Here is a 23,921-nt window from a genome sequence, read left to right as displayed (position 1 = left end):
TTCTCAGGGCAGTTCTGGAATCCACCACGTCCCTGTCCCGCCGCTCTCGAAGCCGTCACGCTGCAGGAGCGACGCCTCGTCGGCGCCGAGGTCGCGGATGCCGAGGCCGTTCGGCAGCGCGTGATCGATGTCGCGCCCCTGCCACTCGAGGTCGTTGGGCGCGCCCTGCCACTGGGAGGTGTCGCAACGGTCGATGGCCGGCGAGGTTTCGGAGAGTCGGTAGTCGCCCGCGCTCGGATTGCGCAGGCGCGGGTCGGCGATGACGATCGCGCGCGTCACCGTGCCGGAAGGCAGACCGGAGAGGAAGTTGACCGTTCGCGAGAGCACGCAGTCGAGCTGCACGAGTTGGGTCGAAAAGCCGGTGAAGATCTGACTGTCCGGCTGATCGAAGAGCGAGGAGAGCACGCGGACGTCGCCGGGGCCCGGGCCGAAAGAGATGAAGCCCGGGCCTGCACCGGAGTTACCGACCGCGGTCACGTTGCCGAGCAGGAGGGTGGTTCCGGTGCCGACGCCCAGCGGCTTGGGACCGGAGTTGCCGGCGAGGATCGACGAGCTCAGCGTGACGCTGCTCTGGTTCTCGAAGGCGCCGATCGCGCCGCCCGCGGTCGCCGTGTTGTTCTCGAAGCGGGTTCCGTGCGCCGTCACCGTCGCACCGTACGACCAGACGGCGCCACCGGCGACCGCCGCCGAGTTCCCTTGCACGAGCGAACACCGCGACGGGTCCACGCAGACGTCGGGGTCGATGCTCGGTCGTCCGAAGACCACGAAGGTGCCGGTGTCCGCCGCGACGCCGCCTCCGTCGTTATCCGAATGATTCCCCGCGATGCGGGCGAAGTAGGCCTGCAGAACCGATCCCGCACCGCGGAGATAGACGCCGCCCCCGAACCAATGGGCCGTGTTGTTCGAGATCTCGGCGAGCCCACCCGGCCAGTAGCCCGTCGCGAGGTCCGCTCCACTGTCGACGAATGCGCCTCCGCCATCGCTACCCGCCTGATTCGACACGATTCCCGCGAAGTTGCCGGTGGCCAGGTGCTCGAAGGTGCAACCCGAGCTCAGGTGTAGGCCGCCACCGTTTTCGGTCGCCACGTTGTTGGCGATGAGCGAGCCGGTCTTGAGGCTCACCTTGCCCGCTCCCGCGCAAGCCAGGCCTCCGCCGTCCTGGGCCTGCCCGCTCGCCACCAGCGACCCGTCCGCAAGGGTGAGCACTGCACCTGCCACCGAAGCGACGTAGATGTTGCCGCCGAACCCCGTCGCGCTGTTGCCGAAGACGGCCACGTTGGAAAGCACGACGGAGTCCGACGGCCCCTGCACGAAGAGTCCGCCGCCATTCCCCGCGACATGTCCGCCGGTCAGGTTCAATCGCTCGAGATAGGCGAGACCCGACGCGTTCAGAAAGAGCGCCCGACTGCTGTTGGTCCCGAGGAGCGTCGAGAAACCCGTCGGCGTCGTGGCCGTGCAGCTCGCGAAGCCGCCACGCAGGATGAGCCCGTCGGTGTTGATGAAGAACGGCCCCTGGTGGTTCGAGTTGATCAGCAGGCGGATCTCGTCGGACCCGGCGTGATTGACCGCATCGATCAACGCCGAGAGCAGATCCGCGTGCGTGCAGCCCGCTCCCGCTCCGACGGTATAGATCGAAGCCGCGGCGGGAGCGGCGGCCAACGCTCCCGCCGCGAAGGCCGCGAGCGCCCCGCGTCGCCCCGCGAGCCGCCAGATCCCGAGGCACAGCCAGATGATCGTTCGATGCGAAAGGCAGCGAGTCTGCATGGAGCTACTCCTTCCAGAGTGGGGTTCGAGCAGTTCCACGCAATCGCCGGACGGAACCCGCCACTCGCGATCGGGGGGCGCGCCGACCACCGCCAGAGGGAATCCGCATCCCGAGAGCGTCGGCGCACGGAGACTCCGGCTTCGGAGGCGCCGAGGGCCCACGCCTAGCCCGTGATGAGCACCCCGTTCCACAACACCAACGTCCCGAGCTCGAAGTCGTCGGAGTGGATGTCGTGGGTGTGCTCGTCGGCGCCGAGGTCGCGCAGGCCGAGACCGCCGGAGTGGGCCGGGTCGTCGAGGTCGTGGCGGTCCCAGTTGACGTCGGTCAGCGGGCCGGTCCAGGCGGCAAGGTCGCAGAAGTCGATGGCCGGCGAGTCGGCGAGGAGGAGGTAGCCGGCGGTCGACGAGGCGAGGCGCGGATCCGCGACGGTGGTGGCGCGCGTGACGCTCTGCCCGGGCAGGCCGCTGAAGAGCGGCGAGAAGCGCGACATCACACAGTCGATCTGGATCCCGACCGCGGTCGGCGCGCCGGGGGCAAAGAGAGCTCCCGCCTGGTCGAAGACGCTCGACAGCACGCGCACGCGGTTGCTGCCGCTCGCGCCACCGCCGAGACGGATGACTCCAGCACCGACGTTGAGATTGCCCACCACGGTCACGTTGCCGAGGACCAGACTGCTGTTGGCGTCGTCGACCAGCAACGGCTCCGCGCCGTCGTTGGCCGCGACCACGGCGTTGGTGAGCCTTCCACTGCCGCCACCGCGCACGGAGCCGACCGGCTGCGAAATCGTCGCCGAGTTGCGCTCGAGGTAGGCGCCATCGACGTTGAGCGAGGCGCTGTCGACGAAGAAGGCGCCCCCGACCGCGGCGCTGTTGTCGCTCACCACCTGGCACCGCACGGCGTCCGCGCAGACGCCGAAGGCGTCGGCGCGAGCAATCCCCACCATCGCCAGGTTGTCCGCGAGGAGTCCCCCGCCGACGTTGCCGGCGTGATTCGTCGCGAGGCGCACGTACTGCAAGACCGCTCGCGAGCCCGAGCCGACGACCGCGAGGCCGCCGCCGTTGTTGCCGGCCGTATTGCCCGAGATCTCCGCCAGGCCGGTGCCTGCGAAGACGTGGGTCGCGAACAGCGAGGCGCTGGCGACCATCACTCCGCCCCCGTTTCCGTTGGCGTGGTTCGAGACGATGCCGCCGCCCGTCGAGCTCGTGGCGCGCGAATCGAGCGAGCAGCCGGACGAGAGGTGGACGCCGCCGCCGTCAGCGGAGGCGCTGTTGTTCGCGACGGCGACGGCCGAATCGAAATACAACAGCGCGGTCCCCGAGCACGCCAGCCCACCACCGTTCTGGGCCGTGCCGGAGGCGAGCAAGGAGGCGCCCGAAAGCTGCACGAAGACGTTCGCCGAGCCGTTGACGTAGAGATTTCCGCCGGCGCCGGTGACGTGGTTGCCGAAGACCAGTACGTCCTGCAGGACCAGAGAGCCGCTCCCCTGCACCAGGATGCCGCCGCCATTGCCGGCGACCGTTCCGCCGGTGATCGACAGTCGGCTCAGGGACATCGCCCCGGAGGTCGACACGAAGAGGGCGCGATTCGCGTTGTCGCCGAGCAGCGTCGAGCTGCCGGTGGGCGTCGCGGCGCTGCAGCTCGCATAGCCGCCTGTGATCGTCAGTCCGTCGGTGTTGACGAAGAACGGTCCCTGATGGCTCGAGCCGGAGAGCAGCCGGATCTGATCAGTGCCAGGATTGGTCGCGGCGGCGACGAGCGCCGAGAGCAGGTCGGGGTGGGTGCAGCCGGCGCCACCCACGGTGTAGACCGCCGCGGAAAGAGGCGCCGCGAGGCCGAGAAGCCACGCTCCGCAGCCGGCGGCGAACCTTCCGGCAAGCCGGCGGGGGGAATCGGTCGAGCGGGCTGGACGAATCGACACGGGCGCCTCCTCGAAGAGAGATCGGGGTCCTGCCGATCTTCACGAAAACGGCCAGCGATTCCCGCCACACTCCCAAAAGAAACGCCGCGGCGCCTCCCTGAGAGGCTACCGCGGCGCGAACCGGCTCCTCGTGGACGAGCTACTTGCGCCAGTCGGCGAGGTAGCGCTCGGCCGGGCTGACGTCGGCCTTCGGGTCGGCCTTGCGGGCGACGGCGATCGCCTTCTCGGCGAGCGCGATCGCCTCGGCCTTCTTGCCGTCGAGGGCGGCGAAGCGCGCCTTGGCGAGCAAGCCGTTCATCGTCTCTTGCACGGCGAGTGACTTGGCCACCCAGGTACGCGCCTCCTCAAGGTTCACGTTCGCGTCGAGGCAGTAGTTCGCCGCGCGCAGCGGGGTGCGCCAGTCGTCGGCCTTGGCGGCGGCGATCGCCGTGCGGGCGGCGGCGAGGGTGCGACCCTGCGTGTCGACGCTGACCGGGAAGGTGATCCTGAGCTTCTCCCAGGAGAACGTGACGACCGTCGAGTCGAACGTCGTATCGGCGAAGGAGAAGGTCATCCGCTCGGCGAACGGCGCCGCCTGCGGCGTCACCGGGAAGCGGAAGAGATCCTCTTCGGCCTTGTACTCGTAAGCGCCCCACTGCTTGGCCCCCTTGTTGAGGATGACCATCCACTCCTTCTCGCCGGGGAGGGTGAAGAGGCCGTAGGTGCCGGCCGGCACGGCCTTGCCGGCCACCATGGCGTCGGTCGAGAAGGTGATGGTCGTCGCCTCGTTGGCGCCGGTGCGCCAGACCTCGCCGTAGGGGACGAGGGAGCCCCAGATCGGACGGCCCTTCACGCCCGGGCTGCTGTAGGCGATGGAGATCTCGGTGAGACCGACCTGCTGCATCACCGTGGCCTTCGGGCTGGGACGGGGCAGCTCGAGCTGCGCCTCGGCCGCGGGCACCGCGGCGAGGGCGAACGAACAGGCGAGAACGACAGCGAGAGGCTTCTGCATGGTGTCTCTCCTCGAGTCGACGGTTGGATGGAACCGCTGCGGCGAAGGGGCCGCCGCGTCCCGGAGGACGCTCCACCGGGGGTGGCGGAGTCTACCCGCCTTTCGCGGCACGGCGGCGTCGATCGCCCTCCGTTCGCACTTGGCGACGCCACGTGGCGCTCGACGAAATCGGAGGCGATCCATCCCGGATCCAGAACACGGGACTTCGGCCTAGACTGGGATGGCACCAACCCGACAGAAGCGGCTCGATCGAGCTGGCGAGGAGCTCCTTCTCGATTTGAGAAGCTGCACCACCCGTCGAAACCATGACCCCGCCCACGCCCCGCTTCGCCCACCCGCGCACGAGCGGACGCCACCCAGCCCTTCGGACCTCCGCCGTGCTCGCGGCCCTCGGAGCCGTCGGCGCGCTTGCCACCTCGGGGTACCACCGCCTGGACCGAAGCCCTCCGGCGGCCCTGGCACTCGACATCGAGGACCTGCTGTTCGGTCCCAAGGAGCCGATCGCGGGGGCTTCTCCACCCGCCATCGCCTGGTGCGGCGAGGAGTCGCACTACGCCGTCGCGTTGGCCGAGGGAGAGCGTCTCACCCTGCAACGCGAGATCGAGGGACCGACCACCCTCGAGGTCGGCGCCTGTGCCGCCGGGGGCCGGCTTCGCCTCTCGATCGAAGTGGGGCAGGCCTGGGGCAGCCAACGAGAGCTCGGGCTCGGACCGACTTGGTCCTCACACCTGCTGCCGCTCGCCGGGGATCCTCCGGGACGAGTGACGCTCACTCTGTCGGCAGCCGGAACCGGGGGACGACCGATCTACTTGCGGGACCTGGCGCTTCGCGCCGAGCGCGCGGCGCCGTCTCCCGCACCGGTTCCGCGAGCGATCTTGATCTCGCTCGATGCGCTCCGTGAGGATGCCATCGGAGCCCTCTCCCGACCGGGCTCCGGGCTCCACACCCCGCACCTCGACCGCTTCGCGACCGAAGCCGAGCGCTTCTTCCCGCACTGGGCCGCCGAGATCTCCACCAAGCCATCCCACGCCACGATGCTCACCGGGCTCCCCTCCCGGGTTCACGGCTGCGACCGCGGCGAGCGACCTCTCCCCGATGAAGTGCTGACGCTCGCCGAGCGGCTTCGCTCGTCGCGCGTGGCGACTGCGGCAATGATGAGCCTCGCTCCCTTCTTCCACCCACGCTACGGACTCGACCAGGGCTTCGACCACTACCAGCTCGCCGCCTGGTCGACGTCGCAGGAGTTGCGCGCCTCGCGGGTGTGGTTGAGCGCGCACCGCGAGAGACCGTCGTTCCTCTTCCTCCACCTCTACGCTGCTCATTCCGACCAGATACACCTACCCTACGAGGCCCCCGGGAGCTCGTCCGACCTCGTGGCGCGGCACTTCGGAATCGCCGACTACGGGTGTCGCGGCGGATCTTGCGCCTCGAAGCTCCTTCACCGGCTCAACTACGACACCGCCTTCGAGCCGCTCCCCCGCGAGGCCGAGGCCCTTCGCTTCCTCTACGATCGCGGCGTCGAGGCGCTCGACGCCGAGCTCGGTCAGTTCTTCGACGACCTACGGCGCTCCGGTCTCTGGGAAGACACCCTCGTCATCGTCACGGCCGATCATGGCGAACAGTTCGGCGAGCACGGCTTCTTCCTCCACGTGACCGCCCACGAAGAGACGCTGCGCGTCCCGCTACTCGTCAAGTGGCCGGGCGGGGCGCGCGCCGGCACGGTGACCGAACGACCGTCGACGGCAGTCGACCTCGCTCCGACGCTGCTCGACCATTTCGGGCTTCCGGCGAGCGACCTGACCGGCAGCAGCCTCGCTCGTCCGCCCCGGCGACAGGCGCCGATCATGGTTTCACACGACGCAGTCCGCATCGGTACGCTGAAGCTCCTGTTGCCCACGACCGAACAGCCCGAGGCCCTGTTCGACCTCGCGACGGACCCCGAGGAGCGCCGCGATCTGCTGGCGCAACGCCCCACCGAGGCCGCGAAGCTCCGCCTCGCCTGGAGCCGCGTCCTCCGCCGTGCTGCGCTCCTCGCGGAGCACCCCCGGCCCGCGGCGCAGCAACCGTTCACCGACGTCGAGCGCGAAGGCCTTCGCGCGCTCGGCTACCTGCGGTGACCTGGAAGAGGGTGCTGAAGCTCATCGACGCCCGCCGGCTCGGTTCGGGCGTGCTACATTGCTCGTCACCGAACGATGAGTCGACCTCGGCCGTTCCGGGAAGGCAGCGCGTCGACGGGGCCCGTGATCCGGACCCTGGCACTCCTGCTCTTCTGGCTCGCCTCTGCGCTCCCGGCCGCCGAGGACGCCGCCCAGCTCGAGCAGCGACTCGCTCCCGCGGTCGGCCCGGCGCGCATCGAGATCCTGCTGTCGCTCGCCGAGGCACATCTCTACCGCGCGCCGGATCGCGTGGTTTCCTACGCGCAGCAGGCGCTCGACGCCGCCAACGCCGCCGGGCGAGCGCACGACGCCGCCCGCGCCCTGCTGACGCGCAGCACCGGCCTCTTCCAGCTCGGCGACCTCGATCGCGCCCTGGCGAGCTACCGCGAAGGGCTGACGCTCGCCGAGCGTCTCGACGATCCGACCCTGCGCGGCGGCTGCCTCAACGGCATCGGGGCGATCGCCATGAAGCGCGGCGATCTCGACGCCGCCCTCGAGTCGCTCGAAGCGGCGAGCGCCGAGCTCACGCGCGCCGGCAACCGCCAGAAGCTCGCTGGCGTCAACAACAACCTCTCGCTCATCTACTACAACCAGGGGCGCTACGACCGCGCGCTCGACTTCATGTTCAAGGCGCTGCGCGACTACGAGGCGATCGCCGACGAGCGCGGCCAGGGCGTGGTGCTCAACGCCATCGGCAACGTCTACAACAAGCTCGGCGACCCGGAACGCGCTCGCGAGCACTTCGCGCGCTCGCTCGCCATCGCCGAGCACACCGGGCACACCCAGCTCGCCGTCAGCGCGCGGGTCAATCTCGGCGAGATCCTCATCCGCCAGAAGCGCTGGGGCGAGGCGCTCGCCGAGCTCGAACGCGCCCTCGCGCTCGCCCGCGAGCTCGGCAACCGCGAGTACATCTCGATCTGTTACAACAACATGGGCGACGCGCTGCGCGAAATGGGGCGCCCCGAGGAGGCGCTGCGCCAATACCGCGAGTCGCAAGCGCTGTTCGAGGCGATGAACGCCCGCCCCCGACTCGCCGTTTCGGCGATCAACATCGGACGGATCGACCTCGAAGCCGGGCGCCTCGCCGCAGCCGAGGCCCAGCTCCGCCGCGCACTCGACGAGGCCCGCGCGGTCCAGGAGCTGGGCTTGCAGCGCGACGCCGCCGCCGAGCTCGTCCGGCTCTACGAGCGGAGGGGCGACTTCCGCCAGGCGCTCGACTACCAGCGGCTCGCCGCCGAGTTGCGCGAGAAGGCTTTCTCCAAGGAGAACCTCGAGAAGCTCGCTACCCTCGAGAGCCGTCACGAGGCCGAGAAGAAGCAGGACGAGATCGAGCTGCTCAAGCGCCAGCGCGAGATCCAGGAGCTCGAAGTGCGACGCCAGCGGCTCCTGCTCTCGCTCGTCGTCACCAGCCTCGCCCTGCTCAGCGCGCTCGCGCTCGTCCTCTACCGTCGCTACCGGCTCAAGGTGCGCACCGGCGCCGAGCTCGCGCTCGCCTACTCGCGCATGTCCGAGCTCGCCGCCCACGACGAGCTCACCGGCCTCTACAACCGTCGCTCGGCGAGCGAGCGGCTGGAGATCGAAGTGGCGCGCTCGGGCCGCACCCACCGCCCGTTCAGCATCGCGCTCGTCGACGTCGACGACTTCAAGCGGATCAACGACGAACGCGGCCACCCCTGCGGCGACGAGGTGCTGCGCCAATTGGCCCAGCTGCTCACCGTATCGGTTCGCTCGCAGGATCTCGTGTCGCGCTGGGGCGGCGAGGAGTTCCTGCTGATCCTTCCCGAGACCAGCCGAGACGGCGCGCTGGCTCTCGCCGAGAAGCTCCGCCAGGCGGTCGCCGCCGTGCGGATCGCCGACCCGGCGGGCGAGCTCACGGTGACCGTGACGCTCGGCGTGGCGACCTACGACCGCCTCGGTTCGCTCGCCGACTGCCTGCGCAGCGCCGACGAGGCGCTCTACGCCGGCAAGCGCGCCGGCAAGAACCGGGTCGTCGCAGCGGCCGCCTGAGCGACCCGCAGGGTTGGCCGGCGCGACCGCCCGGTCAGCGGTCCAGCCAATCGGCCAGACCCGCGTCGAGCGGGCGCGGCGCGAAGGCGAGGTCGCGACGCGCCGAAGCGAGGTCACCGCTCTTCGGTGCGAGCAGCCGCGGCATCTGATCGGCAACGAGCAGCCGCGAGCCGACGAGACGGCAGCCGGCCGCCAGCATGCGGGCGAGCGACAGGGGGACGGGTAGCGCCCGGCCCGGCACACCGAGCACGCGGGCGATCCGACCGACGAGCTGACGCAGCGTGAGCTCCTCGTCGCCGGCGAGCGTGTGCACTCGGCCGGAGGGTGCTGCCGGGTCGAGGGCGCGGCAGGTCGCCGCAGCGACGTCGTCGAGATGGGCGGGCGCGACCTTCCCCTGATCCGGCGCGACCACCGGAGCGAGTCCCCATCTCCGAAGCCAATGGACGAGTGTCGCGACCGCGTCGGTCGATCCGGGACCGTAGACCTCGGCCGGCCGCAGCACGACCCATTCGAGCGGCGCACCCCGCACCGCCTCCTCGGCGGCGAGCTTGCTCGCCGCGTAGGCCCCGCCCCCCGGCACCGCCGCGCGCGAGCTCATCAGGACGACCCGTCGGACCCCGGCTGCGGCGGCGGCCGCCACCAGGTTCCGCGTCCCCTCGGCGTTGACCTCGCGATAGTCGCGCGCCGCGTGGCTGTGGGTCACCGCGGCGAGATGGAGCACCGTCTCGACGCCGACGAGCGCCGCGGCGAGCGACTCGCGATGTCGCAGGTCGCCGCGCACCGTCTCCACGCCGGCATCGACCGCCCGCCGATGCGCGAGGGCGCGCACCGACCGTCCCGGCTGGGCGGCGAGCAGCGGCACGAGCCGCCGGCCGAAGCCGCCGGAGGCACCGGTCACCAGCAAGGTTCGCTCAGCCAAGGCGACCGCCGTGGCCGCGCCGCTCGCGCCAACGCCGGCGGATCAGGGCCGAGGCAAGCTCGAGCACGGCGCGCGGACCGACGAACGAGGCTCGACCTTCGAGGGCGCCGAACACCGTCGGCAGCTCGCCGACGCGCAGGGCGAGCCGGCGCGCCTCGAGCATGATCTCGGCGTCGATGAACCAGCCGTCCGACGCGAGCGTCATCTGCTCGTAGGCGGCGCGGGTCAGCACCTTGGGCTTCGAGTTGACGTCGCGCCAGTCCGGACCGGGGAAGAGGGCGGAGAAGAGCGCGTTGAACCCCCACGAATGCAACTTGCGCTGCAGCCCGTCGGCCCGCTCGCGGCGATAGGTCTTGACCAGGTCGTAGCCTTCGTCGCGCAGGGCGAGGTAGACCCGGGCGAGGTCGCCCGGCGGCATCTGGCCGTCGCCGTCGATGAAGGCGAGGTGCTGGCCGCGCGCGGCGGCGAGACCCCGCCGGAGGTCCCAGCCCATCCCGCCCGCCTTCGGCTCGGCGAGGGCTCGAAGGCGCGACGAGCCGGCCGCAAGCGCGCGCGCCACCGCCGGTGTCGCATCGTCCTGGCCCGGCCAGTAGTTGGCGACGAGCACACCCTCCCAATCGACGGCAGCCGCGTCGAGCGCCGCGGCAGCGCGGTCCACCAGGTCGACCAGCGTGGCGCCAGCGCGGTAGCCCAGGATGACGACCGAGAGCTCGGGGGGCGGAGCGGCGACGTTCATCGTCTCGGCATGTCGGCGGAGCGTCCGGGCCGCCGTGGGGTGCGACGACCGCGACTTCCCCCTAGACTAGCGCCGATCCGCGTCGCGCTCCCGCACCTCGCCACGCCTCCGTGCGCCGATGAAACCCGATCCGACGCCCTCGAACCGACCTCTCGTCGCCTCACACCGTGGCGTGGAGATCGCAGCCTATCTGGCGCTGCTCACCCTCGTCTGGGGACTATCGGCCGGCGAGCGCGGCTTCTACCACGACGACGGACTGCACCTCGCGCTCGTCCACCACGAGGCGGACCGGCTCGCCGGGGCGCTGCGGCCGATCGCCTCGCCCACCCGCTTCCTGGTCGCCTGGCCCTACGCGCTGGCACTCGCCACGGCGTGGCCGGCGCTCGCCCTGCAGATGGTCGATGGCGCGGCGATGCTCGCCCTCGCCCTCGCCGTCCGCGCCCTCGCCCGGCGCCTGCTGCCCGGGGAGCGGCGGTCCGCCTTCGTCGCCGGCGCGCTGGTGCTGGTCGCCACCGGCGACCTGCTTTCGGTGAGCACCGTCGCCCTGCACTATCGAGTCGCCGTGTTGGCCTGTCTCGGCGCGCTGCTCGCCGCCATCGCCGCTCTGGAAGCGACGGCTCGCATGGCGCTCGCCATCCGGCTCCTCGGGGTCGTGCTGCTGCTTCAGGCGAGCCTCTGGACGATCGAAGTGGCGCTTCCGGTGATCCTCCTCGCTCCGCCGCTCCTCGCCCTCTCGGCGCCCGGGGCGACGCGACGACGACGCGCTCTCGTCGGCGCCCTCTGGTACGGCTCGCTCCTGCCGTTCGGCGCGGCATTCCTTTCGGCCCTGCTCGACCGCTCGGGCTATCTCGCCCGCACCGTTCCTGCGCTGGGCCTCGTCGATCGGGCCCGGGAGACCGCCCGCCTGCTGCTCTGGGACTGGACCCCATGGCGCTGGCTCCGGCCGCTGTCGACCTGGTATCCGCCGCCAACGCCGCTGCTCCCTCCCGGCTTCGGGGCTGCCTGCGGACTCCTCGCTGCGGCGCTCGTCGTTGCCGCAGCCTGTCGGCTCCCCGGCACTACCGCCGGAGAGATGGGCGCAGCATCCCCTCGCCATCGGGCTCTGACGGCCGGCGCGCTCGTCCTGCTGGGAATCGCCGCGGCGCTGCCCTACGCCGGGATCGCCCCGCTCGGCGCCTACTTCCGCACGCAGCAGGTGACGCGGATCGTCGCGGCACTGCTGCTCGCACTCGGCATGGCGGCGCTCGCTCGCCGCCTCCGCCGACCGGCGCTCGCCCTGGCTGTTCCGGCGGTCTTCGTCTTGCTCGGCACCTGGAGCGCAGTGCGCCGCCAGGACGAGCTCGTCGGCTCCTGGCGACGAGCCCAGCGCGAGCTCGGCTCGATCCTCGACGAGGTGCCGCGCTTGCGGCGCGGCGCCACCCTGGTGCTCTTCCACGACGGCGCTCCGTGGCTTCTCGCCACCGAGGCCGAGTACCTCGCGCAAAGCTGGTTCGAGCTGCTCTACGACCGCCGCGACGGCGATCAGGCGCTGGTGAGCTGGTCGCCCCGACGCGGATCGGGCTGTCGGTCGACCGGCGCCGGGCTCGATTGCTGGGGGGAGGGACAGGTCCCCTGCGACGGCCGCCGACCCTGCTCTCCCCGCCATCTGGCCGACGAGCAGATCGTCGTGCTCGTCTTTCGACCCGCGGAGGGGCGCTATCGGCTCGCCGAAACGCTCTCCGAGGTGCTCGCCCACGACGAGACCGCCGTCGGCGCGGGCTATCGACCCCGAGCCTGGATCGAGTCGGCGCCCGAGAGCGACCTGGCCCGTCGGCTGCTCTCCACGCCGGCCGCTCTCGGACTCTGGCCCCCGACCGCTCCGCGGTGAGCCTCACTCTCCGGCGGCGCTCGGCGCGCGCAGGCTTCGCTTGCGCTCCTCGAGCTCGTCGAGGGTGCGCGGCCAGTCGCCACGCATCAGGCGTGAGAGCGCGCGGTCGGCGAGGAGCCGCCCGCCGGTCTGGCAGACCGCGCAGTAGTTCGCCTCGTTCGCGGCGTAGGCGAGCCGCTGCACCGGTGCGCCGCAGACCGGACAGGGCAGCCCGAACCGACCGTGCACCGCCATCTCCGGCCGGAAGGCGGTGACCTTCTCGGGAAAGTCGTCGCCCGACTCGGCGCGCAATCGCACCGTCCATTCGCGCAGCACCGTGCCGACGGCTGCGTGAAGGCGGTCGATCTCCTCCGGCTCGAGGTGGGTCGTCAGTTGCAGTGGCGAAAGCCGCGCACGGTGCAGGATCTCGTCGGAGTAGGCGTTGCCGATCCCCGCGACGAGGTGCGGGTCGGTGAGCGTCCGTTTGAGCGTGTGGCGTTCGCGCGCCAGCACGGCGGCGAACGACGCCCGGTCGGCTTCCAGCGGCTCGATCCCACCCGGGTCGAGAGCGGCGAGCGCCGCCTCGCCCTCGACCACCCACAGCCCCGCGCGCCGGCGGCTCCCGGCCTCGGTGAGCAGCAGGCTCCCGCGACCGAACTCGAACGCCGCAAGCTCGGCGCGCCCGGCAAGCCGCGGCGGTTTCACTTTCCAGTGCAGCCGCCCGGCGATCATCAAGTGGATGACCAGGAAGAGATCGTCCTCGAACGCCAGCACGACTCGCTTGCCGACACGCCGCACGCCCACGACGCGCCGTCCGGCCGCCGCCGCGGGGGGCGGGGCCACCGTCCGCAGCAGAAAGGGGTTTCCGATGCGCACCCCGAGGCAGGTCGCTCCGGCCAGGCGGTGGGCGATCGCCTCGACGTAGACGGTGAGATCGGGCAGCTCGGGCATCGATCCTCCCAGCCGACAGCGCGACGCGTGAAGCACCCGGAACATCAGGCCGCCGAGCCCGGCAGTGGTGTCGTCAGGCGCCGCTGGTCCAGAATAGACCAACACCCCTCGCGCCGCTCGCCACGCGACGGTTACTCGAATCCGGAGGAAACCATGGGTCTCTTCGATTTCATCCTCGGCAAGGGCAAGAAGCTCGACGTCCCCGAGCCGACCCCGCAACCGCAGGTCACTCCCGAGGCGTTCCAGCGGGTCAAGGACGCCCGTCGCGCCGAAGGGCTCGCCCAGCTCGTCCGCGGTCTCGGGCTCGAGGTCGACGGACTGGCGATCGAGGTCGCCGGGGCGAAGGTCACCGTGCGCGGCAAGGCGGCCTCGCAGGCGGTGCGCGAGAAGGTCGTCCTCGCGGTCGGCAACGTCGAAGGGGTCGCCCAGGTCGACGACCAGATGGAGGTCGCAGCGAGCGCGCCGCCCGCCGTCTTCTACACCGTCGAACGCGGCGACACCCTGTCGGCGATCGCCAAGAAGTTCTACGGCAAGGCGAGTGCCTATCCGAAGATCTTCGAGGCCAACAAGCCGATGCTCGACAACCCGGACAAGATCTACCCGGGGCAGGTGCTGCGGATCCCCGACGCCGAAGCGCCGAAGAGCTGAACGTCGCGCCGCCGCGGCGGGCCGCTCACGGTCGATAGCGGTAGATCGCCAGGACCGATCCGCCCTGGAGGGTCCACTCGACCTCCGGGCGGAGGCGCTCGCGGCACTCCCGGGTGAGCGCGTTGTCCCAGTCGTCGCGCCGCACCGTCATCACGTAGACCGTTCGTCCCGCCGCGAGCTCGCGCAGCTGCTCCATCCGGCGCGGCGGGATCTCCGGTCGCGCCGGGCTGGTCATCGGCAGGAGCTGCAGATCGGGTCGCAGCCGCCACGGGGCGACCAGGCGCACCGCGTGCTCGGCGATCGGCACCGCCACCGCCGCGCCGGGCTCGGCGTGGTCGGCGAGCCAGGCCATCCCCTGCCGGTAGCTCAGCCCCCAGTAGTCCCCCGCCTGCGGCAGGCCGCGTGCCTGCGCTCCGCCGAGACCGCCGGCAAGCTCGTTCCAGTAGGCGATACCGAACGGGTGGACGGCGACGAGCACCGCGCCCTGCGCGAGGAGAGGCACGGCGAGCAGCGCCACCGGGGCGACACGCGCGGTGCGCGGTGCTGCCGCCGCCAACCGCTGTCCGGCCCACACGAGACCGAGGCCGCCGACCGCCGCGAGCGCCGGGAAGATCTCGAGGAAGTGGCGAACGCCGTCGAAATTGACGGCACCGGGCAGTTGCAGTCGCACCAGCACGACGGCGATCCAGACCACCAGGAGGCGGGCCCCGGGCGTTCCGCGACGCGCGGCTTGCCAGGTCGGAACGACGCCCAACGCCACGGCCAGTAGCCAGGGCAGCGGCGTGGTGAGCGCGATCGCCGCCAGCGGCGAGATGGCGCTCTCGGGTCGCATCGCCGCACCGCGGAAGGCGAGATAGCGCGCGTGCTCGAGCAGCCGGGCAAGCGGTGCCGGCCACAGATACGGCCAGAGAGCGACGAAGAGCGCCACGGCGAGCAGCGCGGCACCCGCCAGGGCGAGCGCAAGCGGCCCCTTCCGGCCGCGCCACGCTGTGCCGCCGCGCTCCCAGGCGACCACGCCGAGGACGACGAACGGCAAGAAGACCGCATTCGCCTTGGTCGCCAGCGCCAGCGCAGCAAGCGCTCCCGCACCGAGGAGCCCGGCGGTCGACCCTCGTTCGCGCGCCGACTCGAAGGCGACGAGCGCGACGCTGAACAGCACCATCGACGGATAGTCCTTCGTGTTGGCGAGCAGGTCGGCGGCGAGGCGCGGCGCAGTGAGGAGCAGCAGCGTCGCGGCGAGCGCCACGGCGAGGCCGAAGCGTCGGGCGAGGAAAGGAACGAAGGCCGCGACGAGCAACGAGGCGAAGAGCAGATTGACGGCATGGAAGCCGTCGAACGGGTCGAGCTGTCCGAGCGCACCCGACCAGAAGACCGAGCTTGCCGCGCCGAGCGCGTCGGCGAACGGGTAGTACTCCCACGGCCGCGAGCGGAACGGCGACGAACCGAGATCGGGGAATCCGGCAACCGGCGCGATGTCGTGCGCGAAGTCGAGGTAGCGCGCGTCGAAGGTGGTGAAGTAGGAGAAGGTGCGACCGCCGAAGAAGAGATCGCCGAGCGCTTCGTCCCAGGTCACGTTGACGCTCGACAGCGCCGGGAACGCCGTCGCCCAGAGCGCGGCGATCAGCACGAGCGCGGCGAGGTCGTGGCGGCGTGCGGGAGCGAGCGGCACGAGGTCAGCGTAGCCCAAGGAGGGTGAAGCGACCGTCCGGCGAGATCCAGAGCGGATCGGCGCGCGTGCGGTCGGCGACGAGCGCGACGACGCCGGGCGACCACTCGATGCCGCGCGGACGGGCGTCGACGAGCAGGTGCGTCACGCCGAGCGCGGCGAAGCGCTCGCGGGCACCGGCCGCGTCGGTTGCCGAACCGAGCGCCGCGGCGAGCTGCGACGCCTCGAAGAAGCTGTCGGCGACACAGGTGCGCGGACAGAAGTAGGTCTGGTTGGTGTTGAGGAGCGCCACTCGCGCGTCGGGCGGCGTGAGCTCCTCGATCGCCCGGAACGGCGGCGGCACCGCCATCGCCAGGACCCGCTCGCCATCGGCGAGGAAGCGCCGGGCGAGCGTCGGCGTCGACGCGAGCTCGCGCGCCGCCGGCGGCACCAGGGCGGCGAGCGCGACGAGCCCCAGGAGCGTGGCGACGGCGTGGCGAGTGGCGCGCCGGTCGATCCCGCCGAGCAGGAGCGCCACCGCGCGGCCGCAAGCGAGCGCCGCCAGCGCGAGAGCGGGCAACAGGAAGCGGAGCTGCTGGGCGCTCGCCGCCCAGAACGCGAAGGCGAGAGCCGCCACGGCGAGCGGCCGGCGGACGCGGCGGCGGTGCGCCTGCCCAACGGCGAGGGGCAGCAGGGCGAGCCAGAGTGGACCGAGCCGCCCGTCGAAGTGGTCGTAGCCGGCGTCGCCCTGGGTCACCACACGCCACGGAAGGAGGAAGTAGTCGAGCGGCTCGCGCCCCATGCCGATCGACCGCTGCCACTGCGCGAGACGAGTCGCCAGATCGGAGCTCCACTCCGGCCCGCCGAAGCGCTCCCAGAAGAGCGGGTAGAACGGGTTGCCGGTCTGCACGGCCGAGCGGACGAGCCAGGGGAGGAGGAGAGCACACGCCGGCAGCGCCAGCCACGCGAGCGCTCGCATCGCCCGCCCACCGCCCGCGCGCCGCAGCTCGACGATCGCCACCACGCCGCCGAGCGCCACGGCACCGAGCGCTCCGGTGGTCTTGAGGCCGGCAAGATAGCCGAGCGCTGCACCGGCGGCGAGCAGGTGGGCGCGCTCTCCGTCCCGTTCGAGCCCCTCCTCGGCGAGGAGATAGGCGACGAGCAGTGCGAGCGCCGCGGCGAGATCGACATAGGCCGCTCGTGCCTCGAAGAGCACCAGGTCGTTGGCGAGCAGGAGAATGGCAGCGATCGCGCCGGCAAACCCGGCAAGGACGCGCCTCTCCCCGTTCGGAAGCTCGCCGCGCGGGCTCTCCGCATGGTGCCAGAGCAGCACCACCAGGAGCAGCGCCGCACCCCAGTGAAGCAGGGTGGCGACGAGCGCGTCCCCCGCGGCGATCGCCGCGGCGAAGAGGAGCTGGAAGTTCGAGGGCCAGTTGGAGTAGACGTTGAACGGCACGCGGACGAAGCCGCCGGCCGCCAGCCAGAGCTTCGGCAGCGTGAGGTGGTAGACCTGTGCGTCCCACGCCGGGTAGGGGTTGAGCGCCTCGAGGAAGAGGCCGGCAAACAGCGCGGCGACGAGGACCGCCGCGGCGCGCGCCGGCAGGCTCCAGCGATCCGCTCCAGCCGACGCCGGGCTCCCGGTCGAAATCGGCGCCCGGACGAAGAGACGACACGCGGCCCAGGACGCGACGGCTACCGCGGCCAGGAGCAGGACCGCGACCCGCGAAAGGGTTCCACCGGCCGCGAGGCCGAAGAGGAGTGCCGTGGCGACCAACGTGCCGAGGAGGAGCTGGCCGGCGGCGCGCGGCGCGGGGAGAGGAATCCGCCGGCCGCTCAGCCGGTCGATCGCCGACCCGAGCATCCCGAGGACGAGAGCCAGGGCGGCGAAGACGAGGGCGCGAGCGAGGACGAATCCCATGGACGCAAGAACGGGAAGGGCGGCTGGCCGCCTGACGCGACCCTAGCCGCCCTTGCCCAATCCGACAACTGCAATCTCCTCCCCCCGCACCTCGCGGAGGCCCGGCTCCCCTGGTCACCCTGCCTCGGGAGCCGCGGCCGCCGTTCCGCCTTCCCTCCTACCAGGCGGGCTTCCAGCTCGACAGAACCTTCATGTAGTTCGTGCGCTCGAACTGCCGTGGATCGGGGCAGCGCTCGAGGCTCATGTTGCCGCGAATCTCGTCGAGCGAATCGACCTCGTGCTCCTCGAGCCAACGGGTCAGGTCGTCGAGGATGAACTTCAGGTAGTACGGCCCATGGCGCAGCAGGGCCGAGACCACCTGCACCGTGTCGGCGCCGCACATGATCGCCTTGATCACGTCGACGGCACTGTGCACGCCACCGGTGACGGCAAGCGACGCCTTGAGCTTGCCCGACAGGATGGCCAGCCAGCGCAGCCGCAACAGCAGCTCGGAGGAGTCCGAGAGACGCAGGCCGGTCTTGACCTCCAGCTCCTCGATGTCGACGTCCGGCTGGTAGAAGCGGTTGAACAGCACGAGGCCGTCGGCCCCGGCCTCTTCGATCTGCGTGGCGAAGTTGGCGATCGAGGTGTAGAACGGCGAGAGCTTCACCGCCACCGGGATCATCACCGCGCCGGCCACCGCCCGCACCATCGCCAGGGTGCGGCGCTCGATCGACTGGCTCGTCTCTTCTGGATCGGTGGCGAGCTGGTAGACGTTGAGCTCGAGTGCGTCGGCTCCCGCCTCCTCCATCATCCGGGCGTAAGCGAGCCAGCCGCCGAGCGTCGTCCCGTTGAGCGAGGCGATCACCGGCACCTTGACCGCCTGCTTCACCTTGCGGATCTGCTCGAGATACTCCTCCGGGCCGAGCCGGAAGTCGCTCGGGCTGGGCAGGAAGGAGAGGGCCTCGGCAAACGAGTCGCTCTGCCCGTCGATGGCGGCGTGGGTGGCGAGCATCTCGCCGGTGAGCTGCTCTTCGAACAGGGAGTGCATGACGATCGCCGACGCCCCGGCGTCCTCGAGACGGCGGACGGTGTCGAGATCGTCGACCAGCGGCGAGGCGCCCGGCATCAGCGGGTGCGCCAGTTCGAGTCCGAGATATGAGGTCCTCAGGTCCATGGCGCTCTCCTTCAGTTCTCCGCCTTCGTCTCGGGCTCGGTCTTGGCGTCGGCCGGTGCGGCGCCGCTCGGAACGGTCAGGTGCGAGAGTTGCTCGTAGACCGCAACCCGCTGGCTGACCTGGCGCTGGGCCTCCGCGGCGAGCTTGCGGAAGCGAGCCGGATCCTGCTTCTCGACCATGCGGAAGCGCGCTTCGTTCTCCATGTACTTGGCCACCGGCACCTTGGCGGCACCGGAATCGAGGTGAAGGGGTGGCTCCCCATTGGCGACCCGGCGCGGATCGAAGCGGTACATCGGCCAGATGCCGCTGTCGACCGCCAGCTTCTGCTGCTCGACGCCGAAGACCAGATCGTAGCCGTGGGCGATGCAGTGGCTGTAGGCGATGATCAGCGACGGGCCGGGGTACGACTCGGCCTCGCGCAGGGCCTGGATGGTCTGCAGCATCTTCGAGCCGAAGGCGACGCGCGCCACGTAGACGTGGCCGTAGCTCATCGCCAGCAGCCCGAGGTCCTTCTTGCCCGAATCCTTGCCGGCCATGGCGAACTTGGCCGCCGCGCCGAGCGGCGTGGCCTTCGAGGCCTGGCCGCCGGTGTTGGAGTAGACCTCGGTGTCGAGCACCAGGATGTTGACGTCGCGGTGCTGGGCGAGCACGTGGTCGAGGCCGCCGAAGCCGATGTCGTAGGCCCAACCGTCGCCGCCCACCAGCCAGACGCTCTTCTTGACCAGGTAGTCGGCGACCAGTTCGAGCCGGCGAGCATCGGCGAGATCGAGCCGGGCGAGCCGTGCCTTGAGCTCGACGACACGAGCCCGCTGCGAGGCGATGCCGGCCTCGTCCGACTGGTCGGCGGCGAGCAGCGCCGTGACCAGCTCGTCGCCGATCGCCGAGCCGTGCCGGGTGAGCAGCTCGGCCGCCAGGCGATGGTGACCGTCGATCGCCAGACGGAAGCCGAAGCCGAACTCGGCGTTGTCTTCGAAGAGCGAGTTCGACCAGGCCGGACCGCGCCCGTCAAGGTTCTTCGAGTAGGGCGTAGTCGGCAGGTTGCCGCCGTAGATCGACGAGCAGCCGGTGGCGTTGGCGATCATCAGGCGATCGCCGAAGAGCTGCGTCAGCGCCTTGATGTACGGCGTCTCGCCGCAGCCGGCGCAGGCGCCCGAGTACTCGAAGAGCGGCTGCAGCAGTTGCGAGCTCTTGACGTCGAGACGGCCGACCTTGGTGCGGTCGAGCTCGGGAAGGGCGAGGAAGAAGTCGTAGTTCGCCCGCTCGCGCTCCAGATGCTCGAGGCGCGGCTGCATGTCGATCGCCTTGTGGCGCGGGTTGGTGCGGTCCTTGGCCGGGCAGATCTGCACGCACAGGTTGCAGCCGGTGCAATCTTCCGGCGCCACCTGGATCGTGTACTTCATCCCCGGCAGCTCGCTCGACTTGTAGTCCATGGCGAGGAACGTCTCGGGGGCACCGCCGAGCGCGGCCGGCTCGTAGACCTTGGCGCGGATCGCCGCGTGCGGGCAGACGAAGGCGCAGTGATTGCACTGGATGCAGATCTTCTGGTCCCAGATCGGGATGTCGATCGCGATGTTGCGCTTCTCCCACTGCGTCGTCGCGGTCGGCCAGGTGCCGTCGACCGGGAACGCCGAGACCGGCAGCAGATCGCCCTTGTTGGCCAGCATCACGCCGGAGACGCGCTTGACGAACTCCGGAGCGTTCTCCGAGACGATCGGCGGGCGGCGCCGCTTGGTGGTGACCGCCGCCGGCACCGTCACCTCGTGCAGATGGGCCAGCGTGTTGTCGACCGCCTGGAAGTTCTGCTCCACCACCATCTTGCCGCGCTTGCCGTAGGTCTTCTCGATCGCCTGCTTGATGCGGGCGATCGCCTCGTCGCGCTCGAGCACGCCGGAGATGGCGAAGAAGCAGGTCTGCATGATGGTGTTGATGCGCACGCCCATGCCGGAGTCGCGCGCCACGCTGTAGGCGTCGATGACGTAGAACTTGAGGCGCTTCTCGAGGATCGTCTGCTGCACTTCGATCGGCAGCGAGTCCCACACCGTCTCCGGACCGTGGGCGGTGTTGAGCAGGAAGATGCCGCCGGGCGCCGCCAGCTCGACCATCTCGTACTTGTCGAGGAACTCCGTCTGGTGGCAGGCGACGAAGTTGGCCTGGCGCACCAGATAGCTCGAGCGGATCGGCTGCGGCCCGAAGCGCAGGTGCGAAATGGTGATCGCGCCCGCCTTCTTCGAGTCGTAGACGAAGTAGCCCTGGGCGAAGTTGTCGGTCTCTTCGCCGATGATCTTGATCGAGTTCTTGTTCGCGCCCACCGTGCCGTCGGAGCCGAGACCGAAGAAGATGCAGCGCCGCACGTCGTCCGGCTCGATGTCGAGCTCGGTGTCGTAGGGCAGCGACAGGTGGGTGACGTCGTCGACGATGCCGATGGTGAAATGGTTGCGCGGCTTGGCGGCGGCCAGGTTGTCGAACACCGCCTTGACCATCGCCGGGGTGAACTCCTTCGAGGAGAGCCCGAAGCGGCCGGCCACGACTCGCGGCTCGACGGCGAACGGCGTCCGCCCCTCGACACGCGCCTCGTTGAGCGCGGTGACGATGTCGAGGTAGAGCGGATCGCCCGGGGCGCCCGGCTCCTTGGTGCGGTCGAGGACGGCGATGGCGCGCGTCGTCGCCGGGAGAGCGCCGAGGAAGGCCGAGGCGTCGAACGGACGGTAGAGGCGCACCTTGAGCACGCCGACCTTCTCGCCCCGCCCGCGCAGCCAGGCGACGGTCTCGTGCGCCACCTCGGCGCCCGAGCCCATCATCACGATCACCCGCTCGGCGTCGGGGTCGCCGACGTAGTCGAAGAGGTGGTAGCTCCGCCCGACGATGCCGGCAAAGAGATCCATCGCCTTCTGCACCTTGCCCGGGCAGGCGAGGTAGTAGCCGTTGCACGCCTCGCGCGCCTGGAAGAAGGTGTCGGGGTTCTGCGCCGAGCCGCGCAGCACCGGGCCGTCGGGCGTCAGCGCCCGCTGACGGTGCTCACGGATCGCGTCCTCGGAGAGGAGGTGGCGCAGGTCGTCGTCGGCGAGCTCTTCGACCTTGGCCACCTCGTGGGAGGTGCGGAAGCCGTCGAAGAAGTGGACGAAGGGGACCCGCGACTCGAGGGTGGCCGCCTGGGCGATCGCCGCGAAGTCGTGCGCCTCCTGCACCGACCCGGAGCAGAGCATCGCGAAGCCGGTCTGCCGCGCCGCCATGACGTCGGAGTGGTCGCCGAAGATCGACAGCGCGTGCGTCGCCACCGTGCGCGCCGCCACGTGCAGCACGAACGGCGTCAGCTCGCCGGCGATCTTGTACATGTTGGGGATCATCAACAGCAGGCCCTGGGCGGCGGTGAACGTCGTCGACAGCGAACCTGCCTGGAGGGCGCCGTGGACCGCTCCCGCGGCGCCTCCTTCGGACTGCATCTCGATCACCTCGGGGACGACGCCCCAGAGGTTCTTGCGTCCTTCGGCCGACCACGCGTCGGCGAACTCGCCCATGTTCGAGGCGGGAGTGATCGGGTAGATCGCGATGACTTCGTTGGTGCGGTGCGCCACCGAGGTCACGGCCTCGTTGGCGTCGATCGTGACCATCTTGCGATTGCTCATGCGTTGCTCCTCCGGGATGCGTCCCGGGTGGAGAACCGTTCTAACACGCGCCACCCCCCTCGACCCCACCCCGGCGGGCGGGAGGCAAAGGGCGCTCGGGGGGGATCAGTTGGGAGAGGGCAGAGGATCGAGCGCGGCGGCGTCGGAAGCGCCGTCGAGACGCAGCTCCCGCACCTTGCGGTAGAGCGTCGAGCGGCCGATCCCGAGCCGTTGCGCCGCCAGGGTGAGGTTGCCGGCGCTCTGCCGCATCGCCGACTCGATGGCGCGTCGCTCGAGCTCGGCGAGCGTGACCGGCTCGTCCGGCAGAGAAGTCGGCGGAGCCGGCAGCGGAGCGACCGGACGTTCCGCAGCGCGGACCGGGTCAGCGACGGCGACCGGCCGCGGTGCCGCCGTCTGCCGCACGCGGTCGGGCAGGTCGGACGGGCGGATCACCTCGCCGTCGCAGACCACCACCGCCCGCTGGATGGCGTTCTCCAGCTCCCGCACGTTGCCCGGCCAGGAGTAGCCGCGCAGCAGGTCGGCGGCCTCGGCCGCGAGCCGCATCGCCGGGCGTCCGGCCGCCGTGCCGAAATCGGCGGCGAACTTGGCGGCGAGCAAGAGGACATCCTCGCCGCGCTCGCGCAAGGGCGGCAGGACGATCTCGAAGACTGCGACCCGGAAGTACAGATCCTCGCGGAAGCGTCGCGTCGCCACGAGGCTCTCGAGGTTCTGGTGGGTGGCGGCCAACAGGCGGAAATCGGAACGGAGGTCCGCAGCGCCGCCGAGCCGGGTGAAGCTTTTCTCCTCGAGCACGCGCAGGAGCTTGGCCTGGGCGCTCGCCGAGAGCTCGGCGACTTCGTCGAGAAAGAGCGTTCCCCCGTCGGCCAGCTCGAAGCGCCCCTTGCGCCGTTCCATCGCGCCGGTGAAGGCGCCGCGCTCGTGGCCGAAGAGCTCCGACTCCTGCAGGCTCTCGGGGATCGCCGCGCAGTTGAGCGCCACCAACTGGCCGCCGGCGCGCGGGCTGGCCGCGTGGATGGCGCGGGCCACCAGCTCCTTGCCGGTGCCGCTTTCCCCGACCAGGAGGACGGTCACGTCGGTCCCGGCGACCCGGTCGATCTGGCGGAAGAGGTCCCGCATGACGATCGAACGGCCGGCGATGGTCGGGTGGCCGTGGAAGGCCATCTCGCGCTCGAGCTCGGCGAGGCGCCGGCTCATCCGATAGCGCTCGGCAGCGTTGCGCACGGTGGTGACGAGCTTGGTGACCTCGACCGGCTTGACCAGGAAGTCGAACGCCCCGAGCTGCATCGCCTGCACCACCACGTCGACTTCGGCCAGGCCGGTGAGGATCACCACCGGGACGTCGCGATTGCGCTCGCGGGCCTTCACCAGGACCTCGAGGCCGCTCATCCCCGGCATCTTCAGGTCGAGGCAGACCGCCACCGGCAGCGAACGCTCGAGCGCCGCCAGGCATTCGCTCCCGTTCGCGCAGGTCTCGACCTGATAGCCGGCGTCCTCCAGCACGTCGCGCAGGAGGGCACGTTGCAGGCGGTCGTCGTCCGTGACGAGGATCAGGTCGCGCATCTCGAGCTCGGAAAGGCTTCGGTTGGCCCGATCCTACTCCTGCCGGACGGCGATCCGCCCCACGCCGTGGGGTGGCGCGCGC

General features: G+C 70.8%; 15 protein-coding genes. 4 read left to right on the top strand and 11 right to left on the bottom strand.

Going from position 1 to position 23,921, the window contains the following annotated elements; translation table 11 throughout:
• Positions 1–3: 3 nt before the first annotated feature.
• From IPJ17_06810 to IPJ17_06800, 3 genes are all read right to left on the bottom strand, one after another.
• Positions 4–1,764: a hypothetical protein gene (locus IPJ17_06810; protein QQR75282.1), complete on the bottom strand. Its 1,761-nt coding sequence runs from the start codon at positions 1,762–1,764 to the stop codon at positions 4–6.
• A 164-nt stretch (positions 1,765–1,928) separates the two neighbouring features.
• Positions 1,929–3,683, bottom strand: coding sequence for a hypothetical protein (locus tag IPJ17_06805; GenBank protein ID QQR75281.1), 1,755 nt, complete (start codon positions 3,681–3,683; stop codon positions 1,929–1,931).
• Between the two features lie 139 nt (positions 3,684–3,822).
• On the bottom strand, positions 3,823–4,674 hold the full coding sequence (locus IPJ17_06800) for a DUF2911 domain-containing protein (GenBank protein QQR75280.1): 852 nt from the start codon (positions 4,672–4,674) through the stop codon (positions 3,823–3,825).
• 377 nt (positions 4,675–5,051) lie between these two features.
• On the opposite strand from IPJ17_06800, the gene IPJ17_06795 reads away from it, so the two are divergent.
• Both IPJ17_06795 and IPJ17_06790 read left to right on the top strand, forming a co-directional pair.
• Positions 5,052–6,791, top strand: a complete 1,740-nt coding sequence (locus tag IPJ17_06795; protein ID QQR75279.1) for a sulfatase — start codon at positions 5,052–5,054, stop codon at positions 6,789–6,791.
• A 123-nt stretch (positions 6,792–6,914) separates the two neighbouring features.
• Positions 6,915–8,837, top strand: a complete 1,923-nt coding sequence (locus tag IPJ17_06790; protein ID QQR75278.1) for a diguanylate cyclase — start codon at positions 6,915–6,917, stop codon at positions 8,835–8,837.
• 34 nt (positions 8,838–8,871) lie between these two features.
• Here IPJ17_06790 and IPJ17_06785 read toward each other — a convergent pair whose 3' ends face one another.
• Entirely contained in the window at positions 8,872–9,756 is an 885-nt protein-coding gene (locus IPJ17_06785) for an NAD-dependent epimerase/dehydratase family protein (GenBank protein ID QQR75277.1), read from the bottom strand.
• Positions 9,749–10,492: a glycosyltransferase family 2 protein gene (locus tag IPJ17_06780; protein ID QQR75276.1), complete on the bottom strand. Its 744-nt coding sequence runs from the start codon at positions 10,490–10,492 to the stop codon at positions 9,749–9,751. Before IPJ17_06780 ends, IPJ17_06785 begins: the two co-directional genes overlap by 8 nt.
• Before the next feature lie 172 nt (positions 10,493–10,664).
• Between IPJ17_06780 and IPJ17_06775 the strand changes: the two genes are divergently transcribed.
• On the top strand, positions 10,665–12,359 hold the full coding sequence (locus IPJ17_06775) for a hypothetical protein (protein QQR75275.1): 1,695 nt from the start codon (positions 10,665–10,667) through the stop codon (positions 12,357–12,359).
• 3 nt (positions 12,360–12,362) lie between these two features.
• Here the strand turns inward: IPJ17_06775 and IPJ17_06770 are convergent, their stop codons facing one another.
• Complete coding sequence (locus IPJ17_06770; protein ID QQR75274.1) at positions 12,363–13,289, bottom strand: formamidopyrimidine-DNA glycosylase; 927 nt, start codon at positions 13,287–13,289, stop codon at positions 12,363–12,365.
• A 153-nt stretch (positions 13,290–13,442) separates the two neighbouring features.
• Here IPJ17_06770 and lysM point away from each other — a divergent pair, with 153 nt between their 5' ends.
• Positions 13,443–13,937: a peptidoglycan-binding protein LysM gene (lysM, locus tag IPJ17_06765; GenBank protein QQR75273.1), complete on the top strand. Its 495-nt coding sequence runs from the start codon at positions 13,443–13,445 to the stop codon at positions 13,935–13,937.
• Positions 13,938–13,962: 25 nt separating this feature from the next.
• Here the strand turns inward: lysM and IPJ17_06760 are convergent, their stop codons facing one another.
• The 5 genes from IPJ17_06760 to IPJ17_06740 form a co-directional block, all read right to left on the bottom strand.
• Positions 13,963–15,606, bottom strand: coding sequence for a glycosyltransferase family 39 protein (locus IPJ17_06760; protein ID QQR75272.1), 1,644 nt, complete (start codon positions 15,604–15,606; stop codon positions 13,963–13,965).
• 4 nt (positions 15,607–15,610) lie between these two features.
• Positions 15,611–17,500, bottom strand: coding sequence for a hypothetical protein (locus tag IPJ17_06755; protein QQR75271.1), 1,890 nt, complete (start codon positions 17,498–17,500; stop codon positions 15,611–15,613).
• Between the two features lie 157 nt (positions 17,501–17,657).
• Positions 17,658–18,656, bottom strand: coding sequence for a dihydroorotate dehydrogenase-like protein (locus IPJ17_06750; protein QQR75270.1), 999 nt, complete (start codon positions 18,654–18,656; stop codon positions 17,658–17,660).
• Between the two features lie 11 nt (positions 18,657–18,667).
• Complete coding sequence (nifJ, locus tag IPJ17_06745) at positions 18,668–22,279, bottom strand: pyruvate:ferredoxin (flavodoxin) oxidoreductase (GenBank protein ID QQR75269.1); 3,612 nt, start codon at positions 22,277–22,279, stop codon at positions 18,668–18,670.
• Positions 22,280–22,384: 105 nt separating this feature from the next.
• Complete coding sequence (locus IPJ17_06740; GenBank protein ID QQR75268.1) at positions 22,385–23,839, bottom strand: sigma-54-dependent Fis family transcriptional regulator; 1,455 nt, start codon at positions 23,837–23,839, stop codon at positions 22,385–22,387.
• Positions 23,840–23,921: the final 82 nt, after the last annotated feature.

This window comes from Holophagales bacterium (genome assembly GCA_016699405.1).
In the GTDB taxonomy this organism is placed as follows: Bacteria; Acidobacteriota; Thermoanaerobaculia; order Multivoradales; family JAGPDF01; genus JAAYLR01.
The sequence above is the reverse complement of the archived record's forward strand: the minus strand, read 5'-3'. Positions and strand labels throughout refer to the sequence as shown.

Bases quoted from the DNA above. Each gene is read 5' to 3' on its own strand.
- IPJ17_06750 (QQR75270.1), bottom strand. From the start codon at position 18,656: ATGGACCTGAGGACCTCATATCTCGGACTCGAACTGGCGCACCCGCTG.
- IPJ17_06780 (QQR75276.1), bottom strand. From the start codon at position 10,492: ATGAACGTCGCCGCTCCGCCCCCCGAGCTCTCGGTCGTCATCCTGGGC.
- nifJ (QQR75269.1), bottom strand. From the start codon at position 22,279: ATGAGCAATCGCAAGATGGTCACGATCGACGCCAACGAGGCCGTGACC.
- IPJ17_06770 (QQR75274.1), bottom strand. From the start codon at position 13,289: ATGCCCGAGCTGCCCGATCTCACCGTCTACGTCGAGGCGATCGCCCAC.
- IPJ17_06810 (QQR75282.1), bottom strand. From the start codon at position 1,764: ATGCAGACTCGCTGCCTTTCGCATCGAACGATCATCTGGCTGTGCCTC.
- IPJ17_06800 (QQR75280.1), bottom strand. From the start codon at position 4,674: ATGCAGAAGCCTCTCGCTGTCGTTCTCGCCTGTTCGTTCGCCCTCGCC.
- lysM (QQR75273.1), top strand. From the start codon at position 13,443: ATGGGTCTCTTCGATTTCATCCTCGGCAAGGGCAAGAAGCTCGACGTC.
- IPJ17_06755 (QQR75271.1), bottom strand. From the start codon at position 17,500: ATGGGATTCGTCCTCGCTCGCGCCCTCGTCTTCGCCGCCCTGGCTCTC.
- IPJ17_06740 (QQR75268.1), bottom strand. From the start codon at position 23,839: ATGCGCGACCTGATCCTCGTCACGGACGACGACCGCCTGCAACGTGCC.